General features: G+C 70.8%; 18 protein-coding genes. 11 read left to right on the top strand and 7 right to left on the bottom strand.

The window, feature by feature from the left end:
* Window positions 1–99: 99 nt before the first annotated feature.
* Window positions 100–1,170 (top strand): App1 family protein phosphatidate phosphatase, encoded by a 1,071-nt coding sequence (locus IE250_RS08730; protein WP_189668868.1) that lies wholly within the window; start codon window positions 100–102, stop codon window positions 1,168–1,170.
* 85 nt (window positions 1,171–1,255) lie between these two features.
* On the opposite strand, the gene IE250_RS08725 is transcribed toward IE250_RS08730, so the two are convergent.
* Window positions 1,256–2,506 (bottom strand): NYN domain-containing protein, encoded by a 1,251-nt coding sequence (locus IE250_RS08725; RefSeq protein WP_189668867.1) that lies wholly within the window; start codon window positions 2,504–2,506, stop codon window positions 1,256–1,258.
* Window positions 2,507–2,650: 144 nt separating this feature from the next.
* Between IE250_RS08725 and IE250_RS08720 the strand changes: the two genes are divergently transcribed.
* Window positions 2,651–3,523, top strand: a complete 873-nt coding sequence (locus tag IE250_RS08720; protein ID WP_189668866.1) for an LLM class F420-dependent oxidoreductase — start codon at window positions 2,651–2,653, stop codon at window positions 3,521–3,523.
* Window positions 3,524–3,526: 3 nt separating this feature from the next.
* On the opposite strand, the gene IE250_RS08715 is transcribed toward IE250_RS08720, so the two are convergent.
* Window positions 3,527–4,126, bottom strand: coding sequence for a DNA-3-methyladenine glycosylase I (locus IE250_RS08715; RefSeq protein ID WP_189668865.1), 600 nt, complete (start codon window positions 4,124–4,126; stop codon window positions 3,527–3,529).
* A 160-nt stretch (window positions 4,127–4,286) separates the two neighbouring features.
* Window positions 4,287–5,174 (bottom strand): TetR/AcrR family transcriptional regulator, encoded by an 888-nt coding sequence (locus IE250_RS08710; protein ID WP_189668864.1) that lies wholly within the window; start codon window positions 5,172–5,174, stop codon window positions 4,287–4,289.
* Between the two features lie 122 nt (window positions 5,175–5,296).
* Between IE250_RS08710 and IE250_RS08705 the strand changes: the two genes are divergently transcribed.
* The 6 genes from IE250_RS08705 (at window position 5,297) to rlmC (ending at window position 11,113) form a co-directional block, all read left to right on the top strand.
* Window positions 5,297–6,262 carry an ATP-binding cassette domain-containing protein gene (locus IE250_RS08705; protein ID WP_189668863.1) on the top strand — a complete coding sequence of 322 codons (966 nt, stop codon included), beginning with the start codon at window positions 5,297–5,299 and terminating at the stop codon, window positions 6,260–6,262.
* Window positions 6,259–7,026 carry an ABC transporter permease gene (locus IE250_RS08700; RefSeq protein ID WP_189668862.1) on the top strand — a complete coding sequence of 256 codons (768 nt, stop codon included), beginning with the start codon at window positions 6,259–6,261 and terminating at the stop codon, window positions 7,024–7,026. Before IE250_RS08705 ends, IE250_RS08700 begins: the two co-directional genes overlap by 4 nt.
* Window positions 7,027–7,074: 48 nt before the next feature.
* Window positions 7,075–7,782: a DUF2306 domain-containing protein gene (locus IE250_RS08695; RefSeq protein ID WP_189668861.1), complete on the top strand. Its 708-nt coding sequence runs from the start codon at window positions 7,075–7,077 to the stop codon at window positions 7,780–7,782.
* A gap of 39 nt (window positions 7,783–7,821) precedes the next feature.
* Window positions 7,822–8,445, top strand: coding sequence for a DinB family protein (locus IE250_RS08690; protein ID WP_189668860.1), 624 nt, complete (start codon window positions 7,822–7,824; stop codon window positions 8,443–8,445).
* A 33-nt stretch (window positions 8,446–8,478) separates the two neighbouring features.
* Window positions 8,479–9,852 carry a M15 family metallopeptidase gene (locus IE250_RS08685; RefSeq protein ID WP_189668859.1) on the top strand — a complete coding sequence of 458 codons (1,374 nt, stop codon included), beginning with the start codon at window positions 8,479–8,481 and terminating at the stop codon, window positions 9,850–9,852.
* A gap of 70 nt (window positions 9,853–9,922) precedes the next feature.
* A complete protein-coding gene (gene rlmC, locus IE250_RS08680) occupies window positions 9,923–11,113 on the top strand; it encodes a 23S rRNA (uracil(747)-C(5))-methyltransferase RlmC (protein ID WP_189668858.1) in 1,191 nt (396 codons plus the stop codon).
* Here rlmC and IE250_RS08675 read toward each other — a convergent pair.
* Both IE250_RS08675 and IE250_RS08670 read right to left on the bottom strand, forming a co-directional pair.
* Window positions 11,080–12,489, bottom strand: a complete 1,410-nt coding sequence (locus IE250_RS08675; protein WP_189668857.1) for a zf-HC2 domain-containing protein — start codon at window positions 12,487–12,489, stop codon at window positions 11,080–11,082. The genes rlmC and IE250_RS08675 overlap by 34 nt on opposite strands.
* 199 nt (window positions 12,490–12,688) lie before the next feature.
* Window positions 12,689–14,143, bottom strand: a complete 1,455-nt coding sequence (locus IE250_RS08670) for an RNA polymerase sigma factor (protein ID WP_189668856.1) — start codon at window positions 14,141–14,143, stop codon at window positions 12,689–12,691.
* A gap of 661 nt (window positions 14,144–14,804) precedes the next feature.
* On the opposite strand from IE250_RS08670, the gene IE250_RS08665 reads away from it, so the two are divergent.
* Entirely contained in the window at window positions 14,805–16,727 is a 1,923-nt protein-coding gene (locus tag IE250_RS08665; protein ID WP_189668855.1) for a class I tRNA ligase family protein, read from the top strand.
* Here IE250_RS08665 and IE250_RS08660 read toward each other — a convergent pair.
* The gene (locus IE250_RS08660; RefSeq protein ID WP_189668854.1) at window positions 16,724–17,566 is read right to left on the bottom strand and encodes an ion transporter; all 843 of its coding nucleotides are present in this window, start codon (window positions 17,564–17,566) and stop codon (window positions 16,724–16,726) included. The two genes, IE250_RS08665 and IE250_RS08660, sit on opposite strands and share 4 nt — an antisense overlap.
* Window positions 17,567–17,773: 207 nt before the next feature.
* On the opposite strand from IE250_RS08660, the gene IE250_RS08655 reads away from it, so the two are divergent.
* Together IE250_RS08655 and IE250_RS08650 are read left to right on the top strand one after the other, a co-directional pair.
* Window positions 17,774–18,037, top strand: a complete 264-nt coding sequence (locus tag IE250_RS08655) for a GlsB/YeaQ/YmgE family stress response membrane protein (protein ID WP_189668853.1) — start codon at window positions 17,774–17,776, stop codon at window positions 18,035–18,037.
* Window positions 18,034–18,978, top strand: a complete 945-nt coding sequence (locus tag IE250_RS08650; RefSeq protein WP_189668852.1) for a hypothetical protein — start codon at window positions 18,034–18,036, stop codon at window positions 18,976–18,978. The genes IE250_RS08655 and IE250_RS08650 overlap by 4 nt, the downstream gene beginning before the upstream one ends.
* 86 nt (window positions 18,979–19,064) lie before the next feature.
* Here IE250_RS08650 and IE250_RS08645 read toward each other — a convergent pair whose 3' ends face one another.
* The gene (locus IE250_RS08645; RefSeq protein WP_189668851.1) at window positions 19,065–20,432 is read right to left on the bottom strand and encodes a TrkH family potassium uptake protein; all 1,368 of its coding nucleotides are present in this window, start codon (window positions 20,430–20,432) and stop codon (window positions 19,065–19,067) included.
* Window positions 20,433–20,518: the final 86 nt, after the last annotated feature.

The following is a 20,518-nucleotide window of genomic DNA, read 5'->3' as shown; positions in this document are numbered from 1 at the left end:
TAAAAGACTAAAGAGACCTACAAGAGCCCTAACGGCGCCGCATCGTGCAGGGCAGCGCGACCACGAGCACGGTTGGTCAGAAGCAGGGGACAATCGGGTGTGGCTACCTCGACCCCGCACCCCTCGCAGCGCCCGCACCTTGCCGCGGTTGTGGAGGACCACCTCTACGCCGCGGCGGGATGGGTGCTCAGTCGCGCCGGCTGGCGTCCCCGGCTCGAGACCTATGCCGGGTACGGCACGCCGGACCGGGTGCGAGTCCTCGCTCGCGTGCTGCTCTCGCGGCCGCGTCCCTTGTCCCCCGAGCACGATGTCCTCCGTGCCGGCCGGCGCGGGTTCCGGCACTTCCTCACCGTGCCGGCGCCCCACCGCCGCGTGCGGCTTCAGGTCGGCGGCCAGACTTCCGTCGTGACGTGCGACCGCGCCGGCTACATCGACGTCGAGCTTCCCACCAGCGCCCCGTTGGCGGCCGGCTGGCAGCCTGTAGTCCTGACGTGCCTCGACGAGCCAGTACCGTGCACGGCCGACGCCTCACTGCTGGTACTGGACGAGCGCACGCGGTTCGGCGTCGTCAGCGATATCGACGACACGACGATGGTGACGGCGGTGCCACGGCCGCTGCTCGCGGCATGGAACACGTTCGTTCGGCATCCCAGCGCGCGTCGGGCGGTGCCGGGCATGCCCGAGCTGTACAGGACGGTGCAGGAGGCACACCCGGACGCCGGCTTCTTCTATCTGTCGACCGGGGCCTGGAACACCGCGACCACGTTGCGCGCTTTTCTCTCGCGCCATGCGTATCCGCAGGGCCCGCTGCTCCTCACCGACTGGGGACCGACCCTCACCGGGTGGTTCCGCAGCGGCCGTACGCACAAGGAGGCAAGCCTCGAGCACCTGATGTCGTGGTTCCCGCACGTGCGCTGGGTGCTCTTCGGCGACGACGGCCAGCACGACGTCGAGATCTACGACAGGGTCGCGCGCCGTCGTCCAGACCGCGTGCGTGCGGTGGCGATCCGGCAGCTCACCAGCGGGCAGCAGATCCTCGCCGGGAACGTGCCGGACGCCGGGTCCTCGGCGGCCGACCTCGACGTCCCTCGAGTGTCGACCGTCGCCGGCCGGGACGGGAGCGAGCTCGCCCTTCGACTCGGCACGGTGCCTGGCGTGCTCACCGACTGATGGAGCACATCGGCCCGCACCCTGCGCTGCGTCTCCGGCTCAGGCGGTTCCCGTTTGCCGCCTGAGCCTGCGACTCCGCTCCGGCTCAGGCGGTGACCAGGTAGTCGTCGGCGTCGTCGTCCCAGGCCAGGGCGACGGCGCCGGCGGCCTCCGCCGCCTTCGCGAACTGCAGGAACCCGCGGAAGCCGAGCGCCTTCTCCGAGAAGTCGGGGCGCTTCTTGCGCACGGCGTTCTTCAGGCCGGACAGGGCCGCCGAGCCGTTCGACTCCTGCACGACGGTTCGCAGCAGCGCGAACGCGGCGGACGTGTCACCCTGCTCCGGCAGCGACACCTCGGGGTCGCCCGCCGACGGGCCCGTGGCCAGCTCGACGAACCCGCGGTCCGCGAGGAACCGCAGGAACTCGCCGAAGGTGCGGAACCCGTAGTCGGACTCGCTGAACGTCGGGTCCTTGCGCAGCAGCGTGCGCTTGAGGGCCGAAGCCGTCACCGCGCCGCTCGTGGAGGACTGCAGGTCGGCGAGGGTCTGTGCCACGCGCACCTCCATGGGCGCGTCGTTCGACGCCGGGGCTTCCTCCTGCTCGGTCACGTCGGTCTCGGACTCGATCTCGGCCGCCACCTCGACGGGTGTCGGCGCTGGTTCCGCCTTCTTGCGGCGCCGTGTCGCGGGCTTGGCCTCGGGCTCGATCGTGCCGTCGGGCGTGGTGGCCTCGGCGACGGCCTCGGCCACCGCCTCAGCGGCCTTGGTGCGGCGCGATGCTGCGGGGGCCTTCTGCGCGGTGGCGCGCTCCGGCGTAGCGGCGGGCCTGCGGGAGCGGCCACCGCGCTTCGGGGCCGGGGCGCCCAGCTCGTCGTCGGGCACCTCTACGCCCTCGAGGCGGTCGTAGAAGAGGAACTCGTCGCAGGCGGCCGGCAGCAGGCGCGACGTCGACTTCTCGACGCCGACGCCGATGACGCGCTTGTTCAGCTCGCGCAGCTTGTGGACGAGCGGGGAGAAGTCGCTGTCGCCGGTGCACATGACAAACGTGGAGATGTAGTCGCGCTCGAAGGCCATCTCGATGGCGTCGACGACCATCTTGATGTCGGCGGCGTTCTTGCGGGAGGCGCCCATCCGCTGCGTCATCTCGATCAGCTCGACCTGGTGCCGGGTCAGCATGCGCCGGTCCTCGTCGAAGTACGACCAGTCCGCGTAGGCCCGGCGCGCGACGACGCGGCCGCGCACGGCGAGGGCGTCGGCGATCGGGCCGAAGTCGAACTGCATCCCGCCCAGGTGCTCCCGGGCGCCCAGCGCCAGGTTCTCGTAGTCGATGAAGACAGCAAGGCGTTCTTCGAGGTCCATGCTCGCCACCCTATGGGGTTTCCAGGGCCGGAGTTTCGCGACCGTCCGGGGCCAGGGGCGCCAGGCTCCACCTGCTCGCGCGTGCGCGTCCTGGGCAGACGGAAGGGCTGGCCTGCTCCGCGACGGCGTAGGAGGATCGGGGGCATGCGAATCGGCACCCACTTCATGCGTTTCGACTCGATGGAGCCCGCCCGGATGCGTACCGAGCTGGCGGACGCCGCCCGGTACGCGGACGAGGGCGGCGTCTCGTGGATCTCCGTGATGGACCACTACTTTCAGATGGAGCATCAGGGCTTCCCGGCGTCGGACCCGATGCTGGAGGCATACACGACCCTGGGCTACCTGGCCGGGGTGACCGAGAAGGTGCAGCTCGGCGCGCTGGTCACGGGAGTGACGTACCGCTACCCGGGCCTGCTGGCGAAGATCGTCGCGTCGCTCGACGTGGTCTCCGGCGGGCGCGCGACCTACGGCGTGGGCGCCGCCTGGTACGCCAAGGAGCATGCGGCCCTCGGGGTGCCGTTCCCGCCGCTCAAGGACCGCTTCGAGATGCTCGAGGAGACGGTCCTGATCGCTCGCCAGATGTACGACCTGGACAACAACGGCCCGTTCGAGGGCAAGCACTACCAGCTCGCCGAGACGCTGTGCTCGCCCCCGCCGCTGTCCGGCCCGGAGATCATGATCGGCGGGTCCGGGGAGAAGAGGACGCTCCGGCTCGTCGCGCAGTACGCCGACGCGTGCAACCTGTTCGCCGAGACCCCCGAGCGGCTGCGTCACCTGCTCGACGTGCTGCACCGCCACTGCGCCGACGTCGGCCGCGACCCCGCCGACATCCGTGTCACGATGCTGCACCGCGGGGCGCCGCTCGTCCCGGGCGGTACCGCGGACTTCGTCGCCGAGATGCGCGGCTTCGCCGAGCACGGCGTAGACACGGTGATCCTGCGGCCACCGGCTACGTCGCTGGCCGAGTGGGTGCGCGACGCCGTGGTCCCGGTGGTGGAGCCGTGCGCCGAGCTGTGACCCTCAGGTAGCCGCCCCGTGCTCAGCCGCGCCGGCGCGGCCGAGCACCACCGGGCACGTGGCCAGGTGGTCGTCCACCAGGCCGCACGCCTGCATGGCCGCGTAGGCAGTGGTGGGGCCGATGAACCGGAACCCCTCCTTCTTCATCGCCTTGCTCATGGCCTTCGACTCGGCGGTCCAGGCCGGCACGTCGCCGAAGGTGGACGCACGTTGACGCGCGGTCGGATCGGGGGCGAAGGACCAGAACAGCTCGTCGAGCGTGCGTCCCGAGTCGTGCAGCGCGACCACGGCTCGCGCGTTGTCGATGGTGGCCTCGATCTTCATGCGGTTACGGATGATCCGGGCGTCGGCGAGCAGCCGCTCGACGTCGTCGGGCCCGAAGGCCGCCACCTGCTCCGGGTCAAAACCGGCGAAGACCTCGCGGAATGCGGGACGCTTGCGCAGCACGGTGATCCAGGAGAGCCCGGACTGGAAGCCCTCCAGGGCTATGCGCTCCAGCAGGGCCGGCTCGCCGTGCACGGGCAGTCCCCACTCGTTGTCGTGGTACGCCGCGTACAGCGGGTCGCCGTCGCCGAAGCAGCGGGCGGCTGTCTCTGCTTCCATGGCCACCGTCCTGGTGTCTGTCCCGGGGTTGCTTGTCACGGACACCACTCTGACTCACGCCTCCGACGCTCCACACCCTCCGGCGGTCCGCCTGTGTACAACGTCCGAAAACCGCTGCCTGTGGTCGCGCCAGAACCGTTGGGCCGCGGTGCGGAGGGGCTCATGAGCCGTCGTCAGGAAGCGCGCCGCGGCGCCTGAGGAAGGCCTCGATGCCGTCGAGCACTACGCCGATCCCGAACGTGATGTCGTCCTCGGTGGGCCCGTCCGTCGACGTCCCCGTCCATGCCGCGAACGCCTCGAACAGGTGCGGGTATGTCGTTGGATCGGCAAGCCGGGCGATCATGGTGTCGAAGTCCGCGTAGGGATCGGCGGCCTCGATCGCTGCGGGGTCGAGCTCGGAGTCGGGGGTGGTGTCGGGCAGCCCGGCCTCCTGACGCACCCGCTGGGCCGCCGCGCGGCGGGTCTCGATGTGCACGCGGGCCTCGCCCAGCACGTGCTGGGCGAGCAGGCCCACGATGGCGAGCTTCTCGTCGGCCGGTAGGTCGAGCCCGCGCAGCACACCGAACGCCTGGTCCATCCAGCGCACCCGGTTGGGCCCCGGCGGCGCGGCGGACAGCGGCAGGTCCAGGAACCACGGCCGGTCCAGCCCCATGTCGATCTGGGCACGTGTCCAGGCCTCGAGCCCGGCGCGCCAGCCGACGCCGGCCGGCAGGTCGGGCAGGTCCTTCGCCACGGCGTCCGCCATCAGGACCAGCAGCTCGTCCTTGCCGGACACGTGCCGGTACAGGGCCATCGGCGTGTACCCGACGGCCTCCGCGATGCGCGCCATCGAGACGCTGGCGAGGCCCTCGGCGTCGGCCAGGTCTATCGCTGCCTGGACGATCTGCCCGGTGGACAGCGCGGGCTTGGGCCCGCGCCGCCGCGGCGCGTCGGCCCCCCACAGACGCCGCACGACGGCGGGCAGCTCGCCGGTCGCCCCCGCGTCCTGCGGCTGGTCGGCCGGAACCTGCGGCCGGTCTGACGATCCGGGAGTGGTGTCGGTGCTCATCAGCTCCCATCCTGCCCTGCCGCGCGGCGTACTCCGACCCGAAACTCTCTTGACCGCATACTGTTTACGCTCCACACTAAAACGCGTAAGACATACACAGTAACCGTCGAGAGAGGAAGATCATGGCTGCGATCGTCACGGCCGAAGGCCTGCACAAGTCCTTCGGGAGGCAGGGCTCGACGAGCCCGCCGGTACTGGACGGGCTCGACCTGGAGCTCGAGGAGGGAGCGGTGCTCGCGCTGCTCGGGCCCAACGGCGCGGGCAAGACCACCACGGTCCGCATCCTGTCCACGCTGCTGCGGCCCGATGCGGGTCGCGCGACCGTGGCCGGGTTCGACGTGGTGCGGGACGCGCGACGCGTCCGCGAGATCATCAGCCTCACGGGGCAGCAGGTCGCCGTCGACGACAAGCTGTCGGGGGCCGAGAACCTCACGATGATGGGCCACCTCGCTCATCTCCCCCGCCGCGTGGTGCGGGACCGCGTCGCGGAGCTGCTCACGGTCTTCGACCTGGCCGACGCGGCGAGCCGGCGCGTGATCACCTGGTCCGGCGGCATGCGGCGTCGGCTCGACCTCGCGGCGGGCCTGCTGACCCGGCCGCGGGTCATGTTCCTCGACGAGCCCACCACGGGTCTCGACCCGCGATCCCAGCAGGCACTGTGGGACGTCGTCCGGGGCGTGGTCTCCGACGGCACCAGCGTGTTCCTGACCACCCAGTACCTCGAGGAGGCCGACCGGCTCGCCCAGCGGGTAGCGCTGGTGGACGGCGGCCGCATCGTCGCCGACGGCACACCCGCCCAGCTCAAGCGCGACGTGGGCGAGGCGGGCGTCGAGCTCACCTTCGCCTCCGCGTCCGACGCCGGCCTGGTGGCCCCGGCGCTCGCGGCCACCATCGACGGCGCGCGGGTGCGGGTGCCCACGGACGGCTCGGTCGCGCACGTGCGGTCCGTGCTGTCCGCGGTCGAGGCGACCGGGGTGACGCCCGACCACTGGGAGGTGCGCGCGCCCAGCCTCGACGACGTCTTCCTCGCCCTGACCGGGCACGTCGGCCAGGAGCGCTCGGCGCGATCCGCGGGGGTGGCGGCATGACCTACGTGCTCAGAGACGTCTCGACCATGACCGTTCGCGGCCTGCGCCTCGTCTCGCGCGACGTGGACGCGATGATCACCGCGGTGCTGCTGCCCGTGATCATCCTGCTGATGTTCGTGCTCATCTTCGGCGGCGCCATGGACACCGGCACCGAATACATCAACTACGTGACACCGGGCGTGATCCTGCTGGCGGCCGGGTTCGGCGCCGCGAACACGGCGCTGGCGGTGGAGCACGACATGTCGAGCGGCATGGTCGAACGGCTCCGGTCGATGCCCGTCACCGCCTGGACCGTGCTGTCCGGGCACGTGGTGGCGAGCCTCGTGAAGAACCTGGTCACCACCACCGTCGTGTTCGGCGTGTCGATCCTGATGGGGTTCCGGCCGGAGGCCTCCCCGCTGGAGTGGCTCGCCGCGGTGGGGATGATCCTGCTCTTCGTCGGGTGGATCACCTGGCTCGCCGCGCTCGTCGGCGTGCTGGTCCGGTCGCCCGACGCGGCCGGCGGCTTCTCCTTCTTCGTGATGTTCCTGCCCTACGCGTCGAGCGCGTTCGTACCCGTCGACACGCTGCCGGGCTGGCTGCGTGGGTTCGCGGGGCACCAGCCGGTGACGCCCGTGATCGAGACGGTCCGCGGGCTGGTCTCGGGCGACGTCCCGACGGTGGCCGACCCCGCCGGCGTCGCTGTGCTCGCCGTCGTCTGGTGCCTTGGCCTCGGGCTCGCCTTCGCGGTGGCGGCCGGCCTGGCCTTCCGTGCCCGGCGCTGAACCGTTCGCTCCAACCGACTCATCCGGCCTGGCGAAAGCAGGTATGACATGGCAACCGACACGACGACGACGGCCCCAGCCCGTCCGCCCGGGACGGTCAGCTGGTGGCGCCGCCCCTGGATAGCGCCGCTGGCCATCGTCACGGCGGTGTTCCTCGCGACGGCCCTGCCGCGCTACGTGGGCCTTGACCCGGCGCGCTCCCTGGTCCCGACGGACCGCGGTCCGGCGTTCTACCCGGCTCTGGTGACCCACATCTTCACGGGATCGGTGATGCTGAGTGCCGCCGTGCTGCAGCTCTGGCCCTGGCTGCGCGCCCACCACCCGCGCGTGCACCGGTGGAGCGGGCGCGTCTATGTCGCCTCCGCGATTCCCACCAGTATCGCGGCGCTGGTGGTCGCCCAGTTCCCGAGCGGCGGGGTGGCGCAGCAGGTGGCGAACACGTTCCTGGGCGTGCTGCTCCTGACGTTCACCCTTCTCGGCTACCGCGCCGTGCGGCAGCGGCGCTTCGCGGACCATCGGGAGTGGATGGTCAGGAGCACCGCGCTGGCCTTCTCGATCGTGACCAACCGGTTCTGGTCCACGGTGCTCATCGCGGCCTACGCCCCAGGGGCGCTCACCGACCCGGACATCGGGTTCGGCTCCCCCGAGATCGAGGGCGCGGCGGTCGCGTCCGCGTGGGTGTCGTGGATCGTCAACCTCATGTTCGCCGAATGGTGGATCCACCGGAAGCCCAAGAGGCGGTCCCGGGTCCGCTGATCGTTCGTTGATGTCAGTGGCGGGGGACACACTGGCCACATGGCGCAGACGACCGGCGGGACAGCGAGCAACGCGGCAGAGCTCGAGCAGAAGGAGATCCTGAAGAAGTACCTCCACGAATCGCGTGAGGCCCTCGTGTGGAAGCTCGAGGGCCTCACGGAGAAGCAGGCGCGCTGGCCCCTGGTGCCCTCGGGCAACAACCTGCTGGGCCTCGTCAAGCACTGCGCCAACATCGAGATCGGCTACCTCGGCTTGTGCTTCGGGCGGGAGTGGCCCAACCCGGAGGAGCTCGTCTCCAACGAGGACTGGGAAAAGGACCCGCAGGCCGACTGGTACGCGACGCCGGACGAGTCGGTCGCCTCGGTCGTGGACTTCTACGAGCGGGCCTGGGCGTTCTGCGACGAGACCATCGACACGCTGCCGCTGGACAAGGTCGGACGGGTGTCCTGGTGGAAGACCGGCGACGTCACACTGTTCCGTCTCATCATCCACGTGACCGACGAGATCGCCCGGCACGCCGGCCACGCGGACATCCTGCGCGAGCTGACCGACCAGTCCGTGGGCCTCCGCGCCGACAACACGAACATCCCTGACTGGCAGACAGGCGAGGTCGCGGCGTACGTCGACAAGCTCAAGGACCTTGCAGAGCGGGCGGGCGACTAGCGCCCGCGTCCCAGATTCGCCAAACTTCGGCCCATGCCCCTGAACGTGGAGCCGCCCACACTCTCCGGACCGCCGCCCGAACCGTCCTCAGTGGACACGCCGAGCCCGTCCTCGCCCGGCCTGTCGCCTGATGTTCCGGTCGAGTCCTCGCCCGGGGTACCGGGCGGAGCTTGGGCGAACGAGCGCTCGGACGGCGGGTCCATGCGGCCACTGTTCGTCTTCCTGATCGCGGCGGCAGCGGCGCTCGTCGGCACCATCGTGTTCGCGCTCGTCCACGCCGGGAACGAGCGTGACCTGGAACAGCTGACGGACGCCCGCGCCGACGTCGTGCAGGCAGTCGACGAGGGACGCACGGCCCAGGAGGGCCTGGCCGAGCAGATCGCGGCAGCGGAGCAGGCCCTCGCGGCCTCGAAGGGCAAGGTGACCGACGACGCCGTCCGCGCCGAGCTGGCCGGACACGTCGCCGCAGCCAAGAAGCTCGGCGCCATCGAGGCGCCGCCAGTTCCCGAGGCCGGTGCCGACGGGCTCGACGCTCCCGAGGACATCGGCGCCCTGGAGGCGCGGGCGACCGAGTGGGCGATCACCATGCGCACCACGTCGACGGCGCTCGCGTCGGCGACGGCTCTCGTGCAGGCGTCCCACCTGCAGTGGCAGGAGGACCGCAACGACGCCGAGGCGAAGGCCCAGGCGGCGGCCGAACAGGCGAAGAAGAACGCCGCACAGCTGAAGAAGGCGAAGACGACCCTGTCGTCGGTGACGGCGCAGCTCAAGGTCTCCGTGCGCGACTCCCAGTACACGCTCGACTGGACCAAGAGCGCCGGCGCTCCCGAGGGCGTCCGCAAGACGCTCTCGACCCATCGCGCGGAGGGCCAGGCGGCGCTCGCGGCCAGTGCGAATCCGAACAGCCTGGGCTCCGTGACCGAGCTCGGCCAGCGGCGTGAGGCCGCCCGCTTGGCCATCGAGTCGGCTGCGTGGAACGCGCGCGCCACCGTCGCGGACGGCTCCAACGGGCGGCTCGTGCAGAAGAAGCTGTGCAAGGTAGGGGTGGGGCCCGAGGGGCAGAACCAGTACCTGCGCTGCGACGCCGCCGAGGACCTCAAGAAGGTCGGCGCGGCGTTCGAGGCCGAGTTCGGCAAGCCGCTGCGCGTGGAGTACGGCTACCGGCCCTACGACTGGCAGCTCCAGGCGCTCGACGAGTTCGGCGCCGGCCAGGTCGCCGAGCCGGGCACCTCGAACCACGGCTGGGGGACCGCGGTCGACGTGCCGGTGGACGACGGCTTCCGCTTCGGCCAGCCCGAGTACGAATGGTTGGCGGCCAACGGGCCCAAGCACGGCTGGGTCCATCCGGAGTGGGCGCGGGCCGGCGGCGGGCGCGAGGAGCCGTGGCACTTCGAGTACACGGGGTGACTCAGCGGCCTCCGGGCCGCCTCGCGCCGGAGTGATCCAGGCGATAGCGCGCGGGCTGGATAATGGAACCGTGCAGTGCCCCCACTACGATGCAGGCCGCTGCCGTTCCTGCACCCTCCTGGAGATCGACTACCCCACCCAGGTGCTCGACAAGGAGCGGCGCGTCGCCACGCTCCTCGCCTCGGTCGCGACAGGCTCGACCACCGGCGCGGAGCTGACGTGGCTCCCGGCGGTCAGCAGCGTGGAGTCGGGCTTCCGGAACAAGGCGAAGATGGTGGTCAGCGGCACGGTCGCCGAGCCGGTGCTGGGCATCCTGGACCGGGCCGGCCACGGCGTCGACCTCACTGACTGCGGCCTCTACCCGGACGCCCTCCAGGCATCCTTCGGGACCCTGGCGGCGTTCGTCACGCGGGCGAACCTGGAGCCGTACCAGGTCTCGGGCGTCGGCAAGCGCGCGCAGCAGCGCGGCGAGCTCAAGTACCTCCTGGTCACCCTGTCTCCCGACGGCGAGCTCATGGTTCGGTTCGTGCTGCGCTCCCAGGAGGCGATAGCGCGGATCCGCAAGCACCTGGGCTGGCTGCTGGCCGAGCTCCCGGCACTGGCGGTTGCGTCGGCGAACATCCAGCCGGCCCACGCCGCAGTGCTCGAGGGGGACCTCGAGATCCCGCTCACCGAGCGCACCACGCTCCCGATGCGCATCGACGACATCACCCTGGACCTGCGCCCGCAGAGCTTCTTCCAGACCAACACGGCGGTTGCGACCGAGCTCTACCGGCAGGCCCGCAGCTGGGTCGACGAGGTGAGCCCGAAGAGCCTCTGGGACCTGTACTGCGGCGTCGGCGGGTTCGCGCTGCACTGCGCAGCGCCCGGGCGCGCGGTAACTGGAATCGAGATCAGCGCCGAGGCCGTCACGGCGGCTTCGGGCACGGTGGAGAAGCTGCGCGACGGCGAACGGGCCGGCCGCTTCCGCGACGTCACGTTCGCCGCGGGTGACGCGACGGCGTTCGCCGTCGGGCCGGATGCTCCTGAGCTACCCGAGATGGTGATAGTGAATCCGCCCCGGCGTGGCATCGGCGCGGATCTTGCGGGCTGGCTGGAGAACTCGGTGATCGACCACGTCCTGTACTCGAGCTGCAACGCGACGACGCTTGCCAAGGACCTCTCCGCCATGCCGTCGCTGCGCCCCGTGCGGGCGCGCCTGCTCGACATGTTCCCGCAGACTGCGCACTACGAAGTGATGGTGCTCCTGGAACGCGTCTGATCCGACCGGCTAGGTCCGACGTCATCGCGCCAGCCGGTGTCGGGCGCGTCCTTCTTCGCTTCGCCGGGCGGTCCGTCGTCTTTCGCGTGGCCGGGCGGTATGCCGTCCTTCTTCGCGAGGCCCGGCGGCGTGCCGTCCTCTTTCGCCTGCCCGGGCGGTATGTCGTCCTTCTTCGCGAGGCCCGGTGGCGTGTCGTCCTTCCCCGCCTGGTCAGGCGGGACCGGGACTCTCGGCCCGGTGGTCTCCTCCTGGTCGTCCGACTCTCTCCCCTGCCCGGGCGGTATGCCGTCCTTCTTGGCCAGGCCCGGTGGTATCCCGTCCTTGTCGGCCAGGCCCGGCGGCGTCCCGTTCTTCGCGAGACCGGGCGGATCGGGCTCGGCCAGGTCGGGAATGTTCGCCGGGTCCTCGGCCAGGGAGATCGGCGTGACGTGTCGAAGAGCCGCGCGGTCCGGCGCGGAGACAGAGACAGTGCCGGCGTCGAAGAACGACGTCGCCGCGTCCGCGTACCCCGCAACACCGGTCGTGACGGCGGTGGTGATGAACAGCCCGCCGGCGACGGTGGCGGTCAGGCTGAGCGGATCGGTGAGGGCGCTGCGGACGGTCAGGACCGCCCGTGTTCCGAGGGTCGTGAGCCAGCCCAGGCCCGCACCCGCCGCAGTGACGCCCGCTGTGGCCACCGTGCCGGTCTCCGCCGCGGTTGCGGCACCGATCAGCAGGACCGGGGCCGCGGCCCGCAGCATCCAGTACGACTCGCGCACGTCGACGAACGCCCGCGTGCAGTCGGCGCACTGGACCATGTGGTCCTCGACCTTCTGCCGGCGGCGAGGCAGGAGGCGGTGTCGCACAAAATCATGCATGGAAGCTCGGGTGGTCCTGCATTCGAGGTCATCGGTAGAACCAGCATGCGTCTCGGCGAAGCTGCTCGCGAGCCGGTTCTCGGCGCGGCGCAGGCGCCGTCGGGCGGCATAGGGCAGCACGCCGATCTCGTCCGCGATCGCGGCCACGGGCCGGGACCCCACGTGGTGGTCCCAGAGGATCTGCTGCTCACCGGCCGGCAGCCTCTCCATCGCACTGTTCAGCACCTCGAAGTCGATCGCGCGCCGGATCGGGGCGGTGATCGCCTCGGTGTCCAGGGACCCGTCGACGGACAGGGCTTGCTCCTGCGCCATCTTCAGTGCCGCGTCCACCGATGCGGTGCTCCAGAACGTGAGGGGGTCGGACAGATCGCCCTGCTTCATGAGCTCGATGCACAGCACCTCGAGCCCGCGGCTCGCGGCAAGCTCGGGGTCGATCCCGGGAACACGCCGAGACACCGTGAAGACCACGGCGCGGCGATGTGCTGCCCACTGGCTGAGCTCTGCGCTGGTGACGGTCACGCTGCCCACCTCCTGACCGCGACAAGGCGCCGCATCGCATCACGTTGCACGGAACCTGGGGCACGCATGCTTCCAAAGATCGCAGAGGCATGGAAGGTATGGGTGTGATCGCGGGGTGATCTTGGGCTTTCGCCCAGTAGGTCTGTGCGGGCGCACAGCAAGGAGGAGACGCGGGCCTGGTAGGAGGCCCGCACAGCCATCAGTCTCCGGACCCTGACTCTGCGTGGCCGCCGGCGTCCGACGCCGCGCCGTCGAACAGCTCCCAGATCTCGTCGAGCGTGGTGGTCGCCAGATCGATACCGGGCAGGTTGCCGAGACCCAGCTCCACGAGGAGGTCCTCCAGCGCGGTGCCGAGGCCGGGCGGGTCCTCGGGAACGTTCGGCGGGTCCGGTGTCCCTGGCGGCGGGCCGGCGGGGGGTTCCGTGGGCTCCGCCGGGGGTTCTGCGGGCTCAGGCCCCGCGGGACCAGCAGGCGGCGGGTCGTCCGTACCTCCGCCTGGGTGTGGGCCGGGAGCGGAGCTCGGACCCGAGCTCGTCGCGGGAGGCTCGGGCGCGTCCGCGGCCTCGGGCACGGGAGCGGGCGCTGGCTCCGCCGCCACCAAGGGTTCATCGACGGGCGCCGCGTCCTCCTTGGGCGTGGTCTCGGGGCGGGGCGGCGGGCCGGCGGGCGGGGGGATCGACGGGGGCTGCTCCTCCGTCGTCGGATCCTCCGGGGTGGGGGTTGAGCCCTCGCCGCCACCGCCCTCGCCGTCGGAACCGGCGGTAGCCCCGGCGTCATCGGTGGCCTGGACGGGGGGCGCGGCGGGCTGGTTGGCGACGTATGCCGCAGCGCCTCCGCCGATGGCGAGCGCGGCGAGCACGCCCGCCGCCACGGCGGTCTCCTTCTTGCCGAACGAACGCGCTCTCCCCGCGTCCGCAGCACCGGCGGCGCCACCCATCGCACCGGTGACGATCCCGCCGCCGATGAGGTGCTGGCCCAGGTCACGCAGCATCCACGAGACCTCACGCACGTCGATGAAGGCCCGGGTGCACTCGCCGCAGCCGTTCATGTGGACCTCGAGGCGTCGCTGCCGGCGGGGCAGGAGGCGTCCCTTGAGGTAGTCGTGCATGGCGGCGCGGGTGCTTCGGCACTCGGGTGCGTCGACGCGTTGGGCGTGGGCGGCGGCGAAGGCGCCGGCGAGGCGTTCTTCGGCGCGGCGTAGGCGCATGGTGACGGCGTGGGGGCGGACGCCGAGACCTGCGGCGATGTGCGCGACGGCCTTGTCGTGCACGTGCCGGTCGAGCAGGATCTCGCGGTCGTCGTCGGCCAGGTCGGACAGGGCGGTACGGAGCATGGAGACGTCGGCCTGGCGTTCGGCGTCCAGCTCGCCGCCGGCGACGGGGGGTGTGAGTCCATCGAAGGTGTCGTCCTCGACGGGTTTGGTGCGGCCGGCCGCGCGGGTCATGGAGATGGCTTCGTTGACCGCGGCGCGTCGCCAGTAGGGGGCGGGGTCGTCGATGGACCCGCCGGTGGACACGATGCGGACCATCTTTTCCAGGGCGCGGCCGGTGGCTTCTTCGGCCTCGATACCGGGTACGCGTGCGGCGACGGAGCGGACGACGTTGAGGCGGTGCACTACCCAGTCGTCGATTCGCAGGTCACCTGTGGTGGTCACGCGAACCTGCCCCTCTCTGCGCATAGTGTCGGTTTTGACTCGCTGTAATGATCGCACCACGAATCCGGGTTTGTGCAACCTTCCGGAGTGATCGTGGGGCGCTCGAGCGGCCGGCTGGTCGGTACTTCCGACGATTTCTTCCAATTCACCCGCGACGTCCGGTTCGGGCGCCGTTTCGCGGGGCAATTAGTGCCCGGGGCATCGTTCGGCGCGCGCGAGACGACGTCGTCGGGTAGTCCTAGGACTTAGGCCTTATGAAATTTCATCCATGGTGCTGTGACTTCCGGGACGTGCCCGCGTCTTAACTGCGACGCGGACGAAGTTCGGACCTCGCTGGGGGCGGGCCGAGCTACGCGTCGGACGGGAGCCGTGGCTCGGAGTGCCTGAGGCGCGCTTGGCCACGGCTCCCGCTCGACGGCGCGTACACCGGCTCGGACCTCGCCGGCGGCGTACCGACCCGGCGCTCGTACCACGCAGCGGTACGGAGAACTCCCTTTACCCGCCTCGGCCGGCCCACGTACCGTGGGGACATGCGCACACGCTCGCTGCTTACCTAGCCGCACCGGATCCGCCCTCGATCGGGCACACCCGGTGCGGCCGCCCCTCCTTGCGAGGGGCTTTTTCGTGCCCGGACCCGATCAAGCACCGGAGAGCGAGAGTCATGAGCGAGAAGCGCGCCACCCGTGAACCCGTCGGGAGCGACCCGGCGGAGGCCCGCCTGTTCGAGGCGTCCGACGACGGCGCCCGCCCCCGCCGCTACCTGCTGACGATGTTCCCGTACCCCTCGGGAGACCTGCACATGGGTCACGCCGAGGTGTTCGCGATCACCGACGTCGTGGCGCGGTACTGGCGGGCCAAGGGATTCGATGTGCTCAACCCGGTCGGCTGGGACTCGTTCGGCCTGCCGGCCGAGAACGCGGCCATCCGCCGTGGCGAGCACCCGGCCGTGTACACGGAGGCGAACATCGCCACCCAGGCGGCGTCGATCCGGCGCTTCGGCGTCTCGTTCGACTGGTCGCGTCGCCTGCACACCCACGAGCCGGAGTACTTCCGCTGGACCCAGTGGCTGTTCGCCCGCCTGCACGAGCGGGGTCTGGCCTACCGGGCCGCGGCGGAGGTGAACTGGTGCCCGCAGGACCGCACGGTGCTGGCCAACGAGCAGGTGGTCGACGGCGCGTGCGAGCGCTGCGGCACCGCCGTCGTCGCCCGCAGCCTGACGCAGTGGTTCTTCCGGATCACCGCCTACGCGGACCGCCTGCTGGACGACATGACGCTGCTGGAGGCGGGCTGGCCCGCGCACGTGCTGACCATGCAGCGCAACTGGATCGGGCGGCGGGACGACGTGGGGCCGGGCGGCGAGTCCGCCCGTACCTATCGCCTGCACGACTGGCTGGTCTCCCGGCAGCGCTACTGGGGAGCGCCGATTCCCGTGGTCCACTGCCCGGAGTGCGGGGAGGTGGTGGTGCCGGACGACGAGCTGCCGGTCGAGCTGCCGCACCTGGAGGGCGCCGAGCTGTTGCCGCCGGCTTCGCCGTCGGACACCGAAGCCGTGTCTCCCCTGGCCGGTGCGCGCGACTGGGTGGCCACCACCTGCCCGCGTTGCGGCGGCCCGGCCGAACGGGACACCGACACGATGGACACGTTCGTGGACTCGTCCTGGTACTTCCTGCGCTACCTGTCGCCCGGGTACGACGGCGGCCCGTTCCGCACGGAGGACGCCGCCCGGTGGATGCCCGCCGCGCTGTACGTGGGCGGCGTCGAGCACGCGACGATGCACCTGCTGTACGCGCGGTTCGTCACCAAGGTGCTGTACGACATGGGTCTGGTGCCCTCGTCCGAGCCGTACGCGCGCCTGCTGAACCAGGGCCAGGTGGTCAACCACGGCAGGGCGATGAGCAAGTCGCTGGGCAACGGCGTGGACCTGGCGACCGAGCTGGACCGGCACGGGGTCGACGCGGTACGGCTGGCGATGCTGTTCTCCGGGCCGCCGGAGGACGACGTCGACTGGGCGGACGTCTCGCCCGACGCGATGCGGAAGTTCCTGGCCCGGGTGCTGCGGCTGGTGCCGCCAGGCTCGACCGGCGCTGACCGACCCGACACCCTGCGTCGGACGGTGCACCGCATCGTGCACGAGATCGACGGGCTGGTCGAGGCGGGGCGGTTCAACGTCGCGATCGCACGACTGATGGAGCTGGTGGGCGAAGTGCGGCGGGCGGCGTCGGGGGCCGGCGGTGCCGGGGCGGAGACCTACGGCGAGGCGGTCGAAGCCGTGGCCGTGGTGCTGAGCCTGTTCGCGCCGCACACCGCCCAGGACCTGTGGGAGCGGCTGGGGCGGACCACTCCGGTCGCGGCGCAGCCGTGGCCCACGGTCGACCCGGCGCTCCTGGTGATCACAGAGGTCGAGGCCGTGGTGCAGGTGGACGGGAAGGTGCGGGACCGGATGCAGGTGTCCGCGGACGTCGCGCCTGCCGAGCTGGAGCGGATGGCCCGGGCCCGGCCGGCCGTGGCCCGCGCCGTGGGCGACCGGGCAGTGCGGCGGGTGGTCGTGCGGCCGCCGCACCTGGTCGCCGTCGTACTGGACTAGGCGACGGCGCCGGCGTCGTCCTCGTCGAGCTTCGCGCGCAGGGAGCGGAGCTCGGCGAGGATCTCCCGGTTCTGCGCAGCAAGGTTGTCGAGGCGTTCGTCCTTCTGCTGGTCGTCCTTGCGTTCCTCCTCGGAGATCTCCTCCATGCCGTTGACGATGACCGCGATGAACAGGTTCAGCACCGCGAAGCCGACCACCAGGATGTAGAGCACGAAGAAGATCCACGCGGAGGGGTGGGTCTCCATCACCGCGCGGGCGATGTCGGGCCAGGCCTCGCCCGTCATGGCCTGGAAGAGCGTGAACAGTGATGTCCCGAGGTGGCCGAAGTACTCGGGCGCGGCTTCGTCGAACAGGCCCGTCGCTATGACCGCCGAGACGTACATGACCAGCGCCAGCAGCGCGCCCACGGCGCCCATCCCCGGCACGGCCCGCAGCAGGCCGTCGACGACCCGGCGCAGCGACGGCACCACGGTGATCACCCGCAGCACCCGCAGCACCCGCAGGGCTCGTAGGGCGGCAAGGGATCCGCTGGCCGGGATCAGTGCGACGCCCACGACGAGGAGGTCGAACACGCTCCACGGGTCGGTGAAGAACCGCCGGCCGTAGGCGAAGAATCGCAGGAGAAGCTCGAGCACGAAGAAGCCGAGCATGATGTGGTCGAGGACCTCCAGCACGGGCTGAAGCGCGGACCGACGCACCATGGTTTCCACGCCGAGCACCAGGGCGTTCACCAGGATCACGACGAGCACGAGGTTGGTGAACCAGCGGCGCTCGAGGAGGGCGCGGACGCGCTCCCGTGCGGTCCGTGGCGCGGCCTGCGTGCCGATCTCCTGGTTCATCGGGTCTCCCTTGCTGTCACGTGCCCGGAGTCCTTGCCCCGGTACTGCTTCAGGCCCATGCCCGGCCGAACTGTAGCGCGGCGGGGTTCAACTTCTTCGGTGGGCGCAATGTCCCGATATGGGATCGATCGGCGGGTCCGGTGGCAAGTGAACCGGATCAGTGCTGAGGTAGTGAGCAAGTAAGCCGTACCACTCGGGAGGAATGCCATGGGCTGGTTAGCCTTTCTGATCCTCGGACTGATCGCGGGTGTGATTGCCCGCATCGTCATCCCGGGCAAGCAGCCGGGAGGGTTCTGGGTCACGCTGCTTCTTGGTGTGCTCGGAGCCATGCTCGGTGGCTGGCTGGGCAGCGTCCTGTTCGACGTCACCATGGACGAGTTCTGGTCGTGGGAGAGCTGGCTGTTCTCGGTGATCGGTGCTTTGATCGTGATCCTGATCGCCCAGGCGATCTTCCGTCGCAGGACCGCTTGATCGCATCACCACGCGGCCGCGCCCTCATCGTCGTCCTGACGACGATGATCGGCGTGGTCGCGGTCGCCTGCTCGGGCACCGGCGCGACGCCGTCGTCGACGCTCGGTCCCGTGCCGGACGGCGTCGCCGCCGACCTCAGCGTCGAGGTGGGGCAGGGGCGCACGCAGTACGCCGACCGGGAGATCCTCCTGGAGGTCACCAACAGTTCCGACGAGACGATGACGCTCCTCTCCGGGGCCCTACAAGCCGACGGCTTCGGACCGTCACGCCCCGCCAAGGACGGACGCACTATCGCGCTGCGGCCCGGTACGACGCGGGACGTCCACGTCGGGCTGGGCGAGGCGGAGTGCGCAGGCTTCCCGGCCGGTCCGGACGAGCCAGTGCCGGACGCCACGCCGTCGGCCACGATCACGCTGGCCCTCGGCGAGTACGACGACCTGGGTCCGGCCACCGACGTCGTCGTCGACGAGGTCGGCGATCCCGCCGGACACCTCGCCCGCAACCATGCGGTGGACTGCGCCCAGGCCGCCGTCGAGGCGGGCGCGCAGCTCGCCGTGGACGCCGACATTCCCGTCGAGACGCGCGGCGGTGAGCTGACCGCCCTGGTGACGGTGCGGGTCGAGCCGGTCGACGGCGGGCCCGAGGTCACGATCGACCGGCTCGCCGGGACGACCCTCATGGCTAACCCGAACCCAAGACGCGGCACGTCCGGCTGGAGCGGCCGGGACCTGGCAGCCCGGTCCGCCGGGGAGATCACTTTTCCAGTGGTGCCGGCCCGCTGCGATGCCCACGCCGTGGGCGAGGACAAGCGCGGCACGTTCGTGCCCGTGTACGCGAGCGTGGACGGCACGCCGCAGCACGTTTTCTACCTGCCGATGCCCGACGCCGCGCGCGCCGACCTGTTCGCCTACATCGCGGACTACTGCGACTGGCCGGAGTAACGACCCTCCGCTTTGTTGTGGGCGCGATCCTTGCGACTACCTGCCCGTTTTAGGCGCAACGATCGCGCCCACAACAAAGAGGGGGCTCAGCCGATGATCGGGGCGCTCTCCGGGAGCCGGTACAGGCGCCTGCTGGCGCGTAGGGCCAGCGCGGTGCCGAGCGTGACGGGTCCGAGCCGTCCGATGAACATGAGCGCCACGAGCGCGAGCTGGTGATACCAGGCCAGCTGCGCTGTGATCCCGGTGGACAGGCCGGTAGTGGTGAAGGCCGAGGTCACCTCGAAGAGGATCTGGTCCACCGTGAACGGCGAGAGCGCCGTCATCCACAGGGTGGGGAGAACGACGATCGCCACCGCGAGCAGGGCCATGGTGAGTGCTTGGCGTTGGGTGGCGGGCGAGATGCGCCGGTCGAAGACGGTGGCGTCCGGGTCGCCGCGCAGCTCGGACCAGATCACCACGGCGAGCACGGCGAACGTCGTCACTTTGATGCCGCCCGCGGTTCCCGCCGACCCGCCGCCGATGAACATGAGGATGACGGTGCCCAGCCAGGTCTCGGTGTGCATGTCGCCGGTGCTCACGGAGTTGTACCCCGCGGTTCGCGCCTGTGCCGACTGCGTGAACGACGCCAGGATGCGGCCGCCGGTGTCGAGCGTGCCCATGGTCGCGGGGTTGTCCCACTCGGCCACGAGAAAGAACAGCGTGCCGCCTGCCAGCAGCAGTGCGGTCATGAGCAGCGTGATCTTGGTGTGTACGCTCCACCGGCCCGGTCGCCGGCGCTCGCGCAGCACCTCGAGGACAACGGGCAGGCCCAGCCCGCCGAGGATCGTGGCGATACAGATCGGGACGCAGATCCAGGGGTCGGCCACGAAGTCGATCAGGGAGAGCGAGAAGAGGGCGAAGCCCGCGTTGTTGTACGCGGAGATCGAGTGGAACACGCCGTGCCAGACCGCCCGGCCGAGCGGTTCGTCGTACGCGACCGCGAAGCGGACCGCCAGGACGAGGGCCACGGCGGTCTCCACGACGGCCGCGAGAATGACCACGCGGACCAGCATCTGGCGTACGTCGCCGAGGCCGACGGTGCGCGTCGACTCGGCTGCCACCAGCCGGGAGCTGAGGTCCAGGCGGCGCGAGACCAGGACCCCCAGCAGCGACGCGACGGTCATGACACCCAGCCCGCCGAGCTGGATGAGGACGAGGATCACGGCCTCGCCGAACCCGGACCAGAACACTGGCGTGTCAGTGACGATCAGCCCGGTCACGCATACGGCCGACGTCGCGGTGAACAGGGCCTCCATGAACGAGGCCGGCGCGCTCGACGCCGCGATCGGGAGCAGCAGGAGCAGCGTGCCCACCGCGATCGCGCCGGCAAAGCCGACGATGATGAGCTGGCCGGGCCGACGCCGTAGAGCGGCACCCCGGCCCTCCTGGCGACCCAGGGGGCTACTGAACCGCATCTGAACAGGTCGTCCTTCGTTCGTCACGTGCTGAGCTGTCCCACCGGCGTCCGCCGGACGCCCGCGGTCACCGTAGCGGGTCCTGG

It is taken from the genome of Promicromonospora soli (assembly GCF_014653785.1).
GTDB lineage: Bacteria > Actinomycetota > Actinomycetes > Actinomycetales > Cellulomonadaceae > Promicromonospora > Promicromonospora soli.
Note: the sequence above shows the minus strand (reverse complement) of the source record. Positions and strands in the feature narration are given on the sequence as shown.

Bases quoted from the DNA above. Each gene is read 5' to 3' on its own strand.
- IE250_RS08690 (WP_189668860.1), top strand. From the start codon at position 7,822: ATGGCGCAGACGACCGGCGGGACAGCGAGCAACGCGGCAGAGCTCGAG.
- IE250_RS08665 (WP_189668855.1), top strand. From the start codon at position 14,805: ATGAGCGAGAAGCGCGCCACCCGTGAACCCGTCGGGAGCGACCCGGCG.
- IE250_RS08695 (WP_189668861.1), top strand. From the start codon at position 7,075: ATGGCAACCGACACGACGACGACGGCCCCAGCCCGTCCGCCCGGGACG.
- IE250_RS08715 (WP_189668865.1), bottom strand. From the start codon at position 4,126: ATGGAAGCAGAGACAGCCGCCCGCTGCTTCGGCGACGGCGACCCGCTG.
- IE250_RS08685 (WP_189668859.1), top strand. From the start codon at position 8,479: ATGCCCCTGAACGTGGAGCCGCCCACACTCTCCGGACCGCCGCCCGAA.
- IE250_RS08705 (WP_189668863.1), top strand. From the start codon at position 5,297: ATGGCTGCGATCGTCACGGCCGAAGGCCTGCACAAGTCCTTCGGGAGG.
- IE250_RS08725 (WP_189668867.1), bottom strand. From the start codon at position 2,506: ATGGACCTCGAAGAACGCCTTGCTGTCTTCATCGACTACGAGAACCTG.
- IE250_RS08645 (WP_189668851.1), bottom strand. From the start codon at position 20,432: ATGCGGTTCAGTAGCCCCCTGGGTCGCCAGGAGGGCCGGGGTGCCGCT.
- IE250_RS08720 (WP_189668866.1), top strand. From the start codon at position 2,651: ATGCGAATCGGCACCCACTTCATGCGTTTCGACTCGATGGAGCCCGCC.
- IE250_RS08710 (WP_189668864.1), bottom strand. From the start codon at position 5,174: ATGAGCACCGACACCACTCCCGGATCGTCAGACCGGCCGCAGGTTCCG.
- IE250_RS08700 (WP_189668862.1), top strand. From the start codon at position 6,259: ATGACCTACGTGCTCAGAGACGTCTCGACCATGACCGTTCGCGGCCTG.
- IE250_RS08655 (WP_189668853.1), top strand. From the start codon at position 17,774: ATGGGCTGGTTAGCCTTTCTGATCCTCGGACTGATCGCGGGTGTGATT.
- IE250_RS08660 (WP_189668854.1), bottom strand. From the start codon at position 17,566: ATGAACCAGGAGATCGGCACGCAGGCCGCGCCACGGACCGCACGGGAG.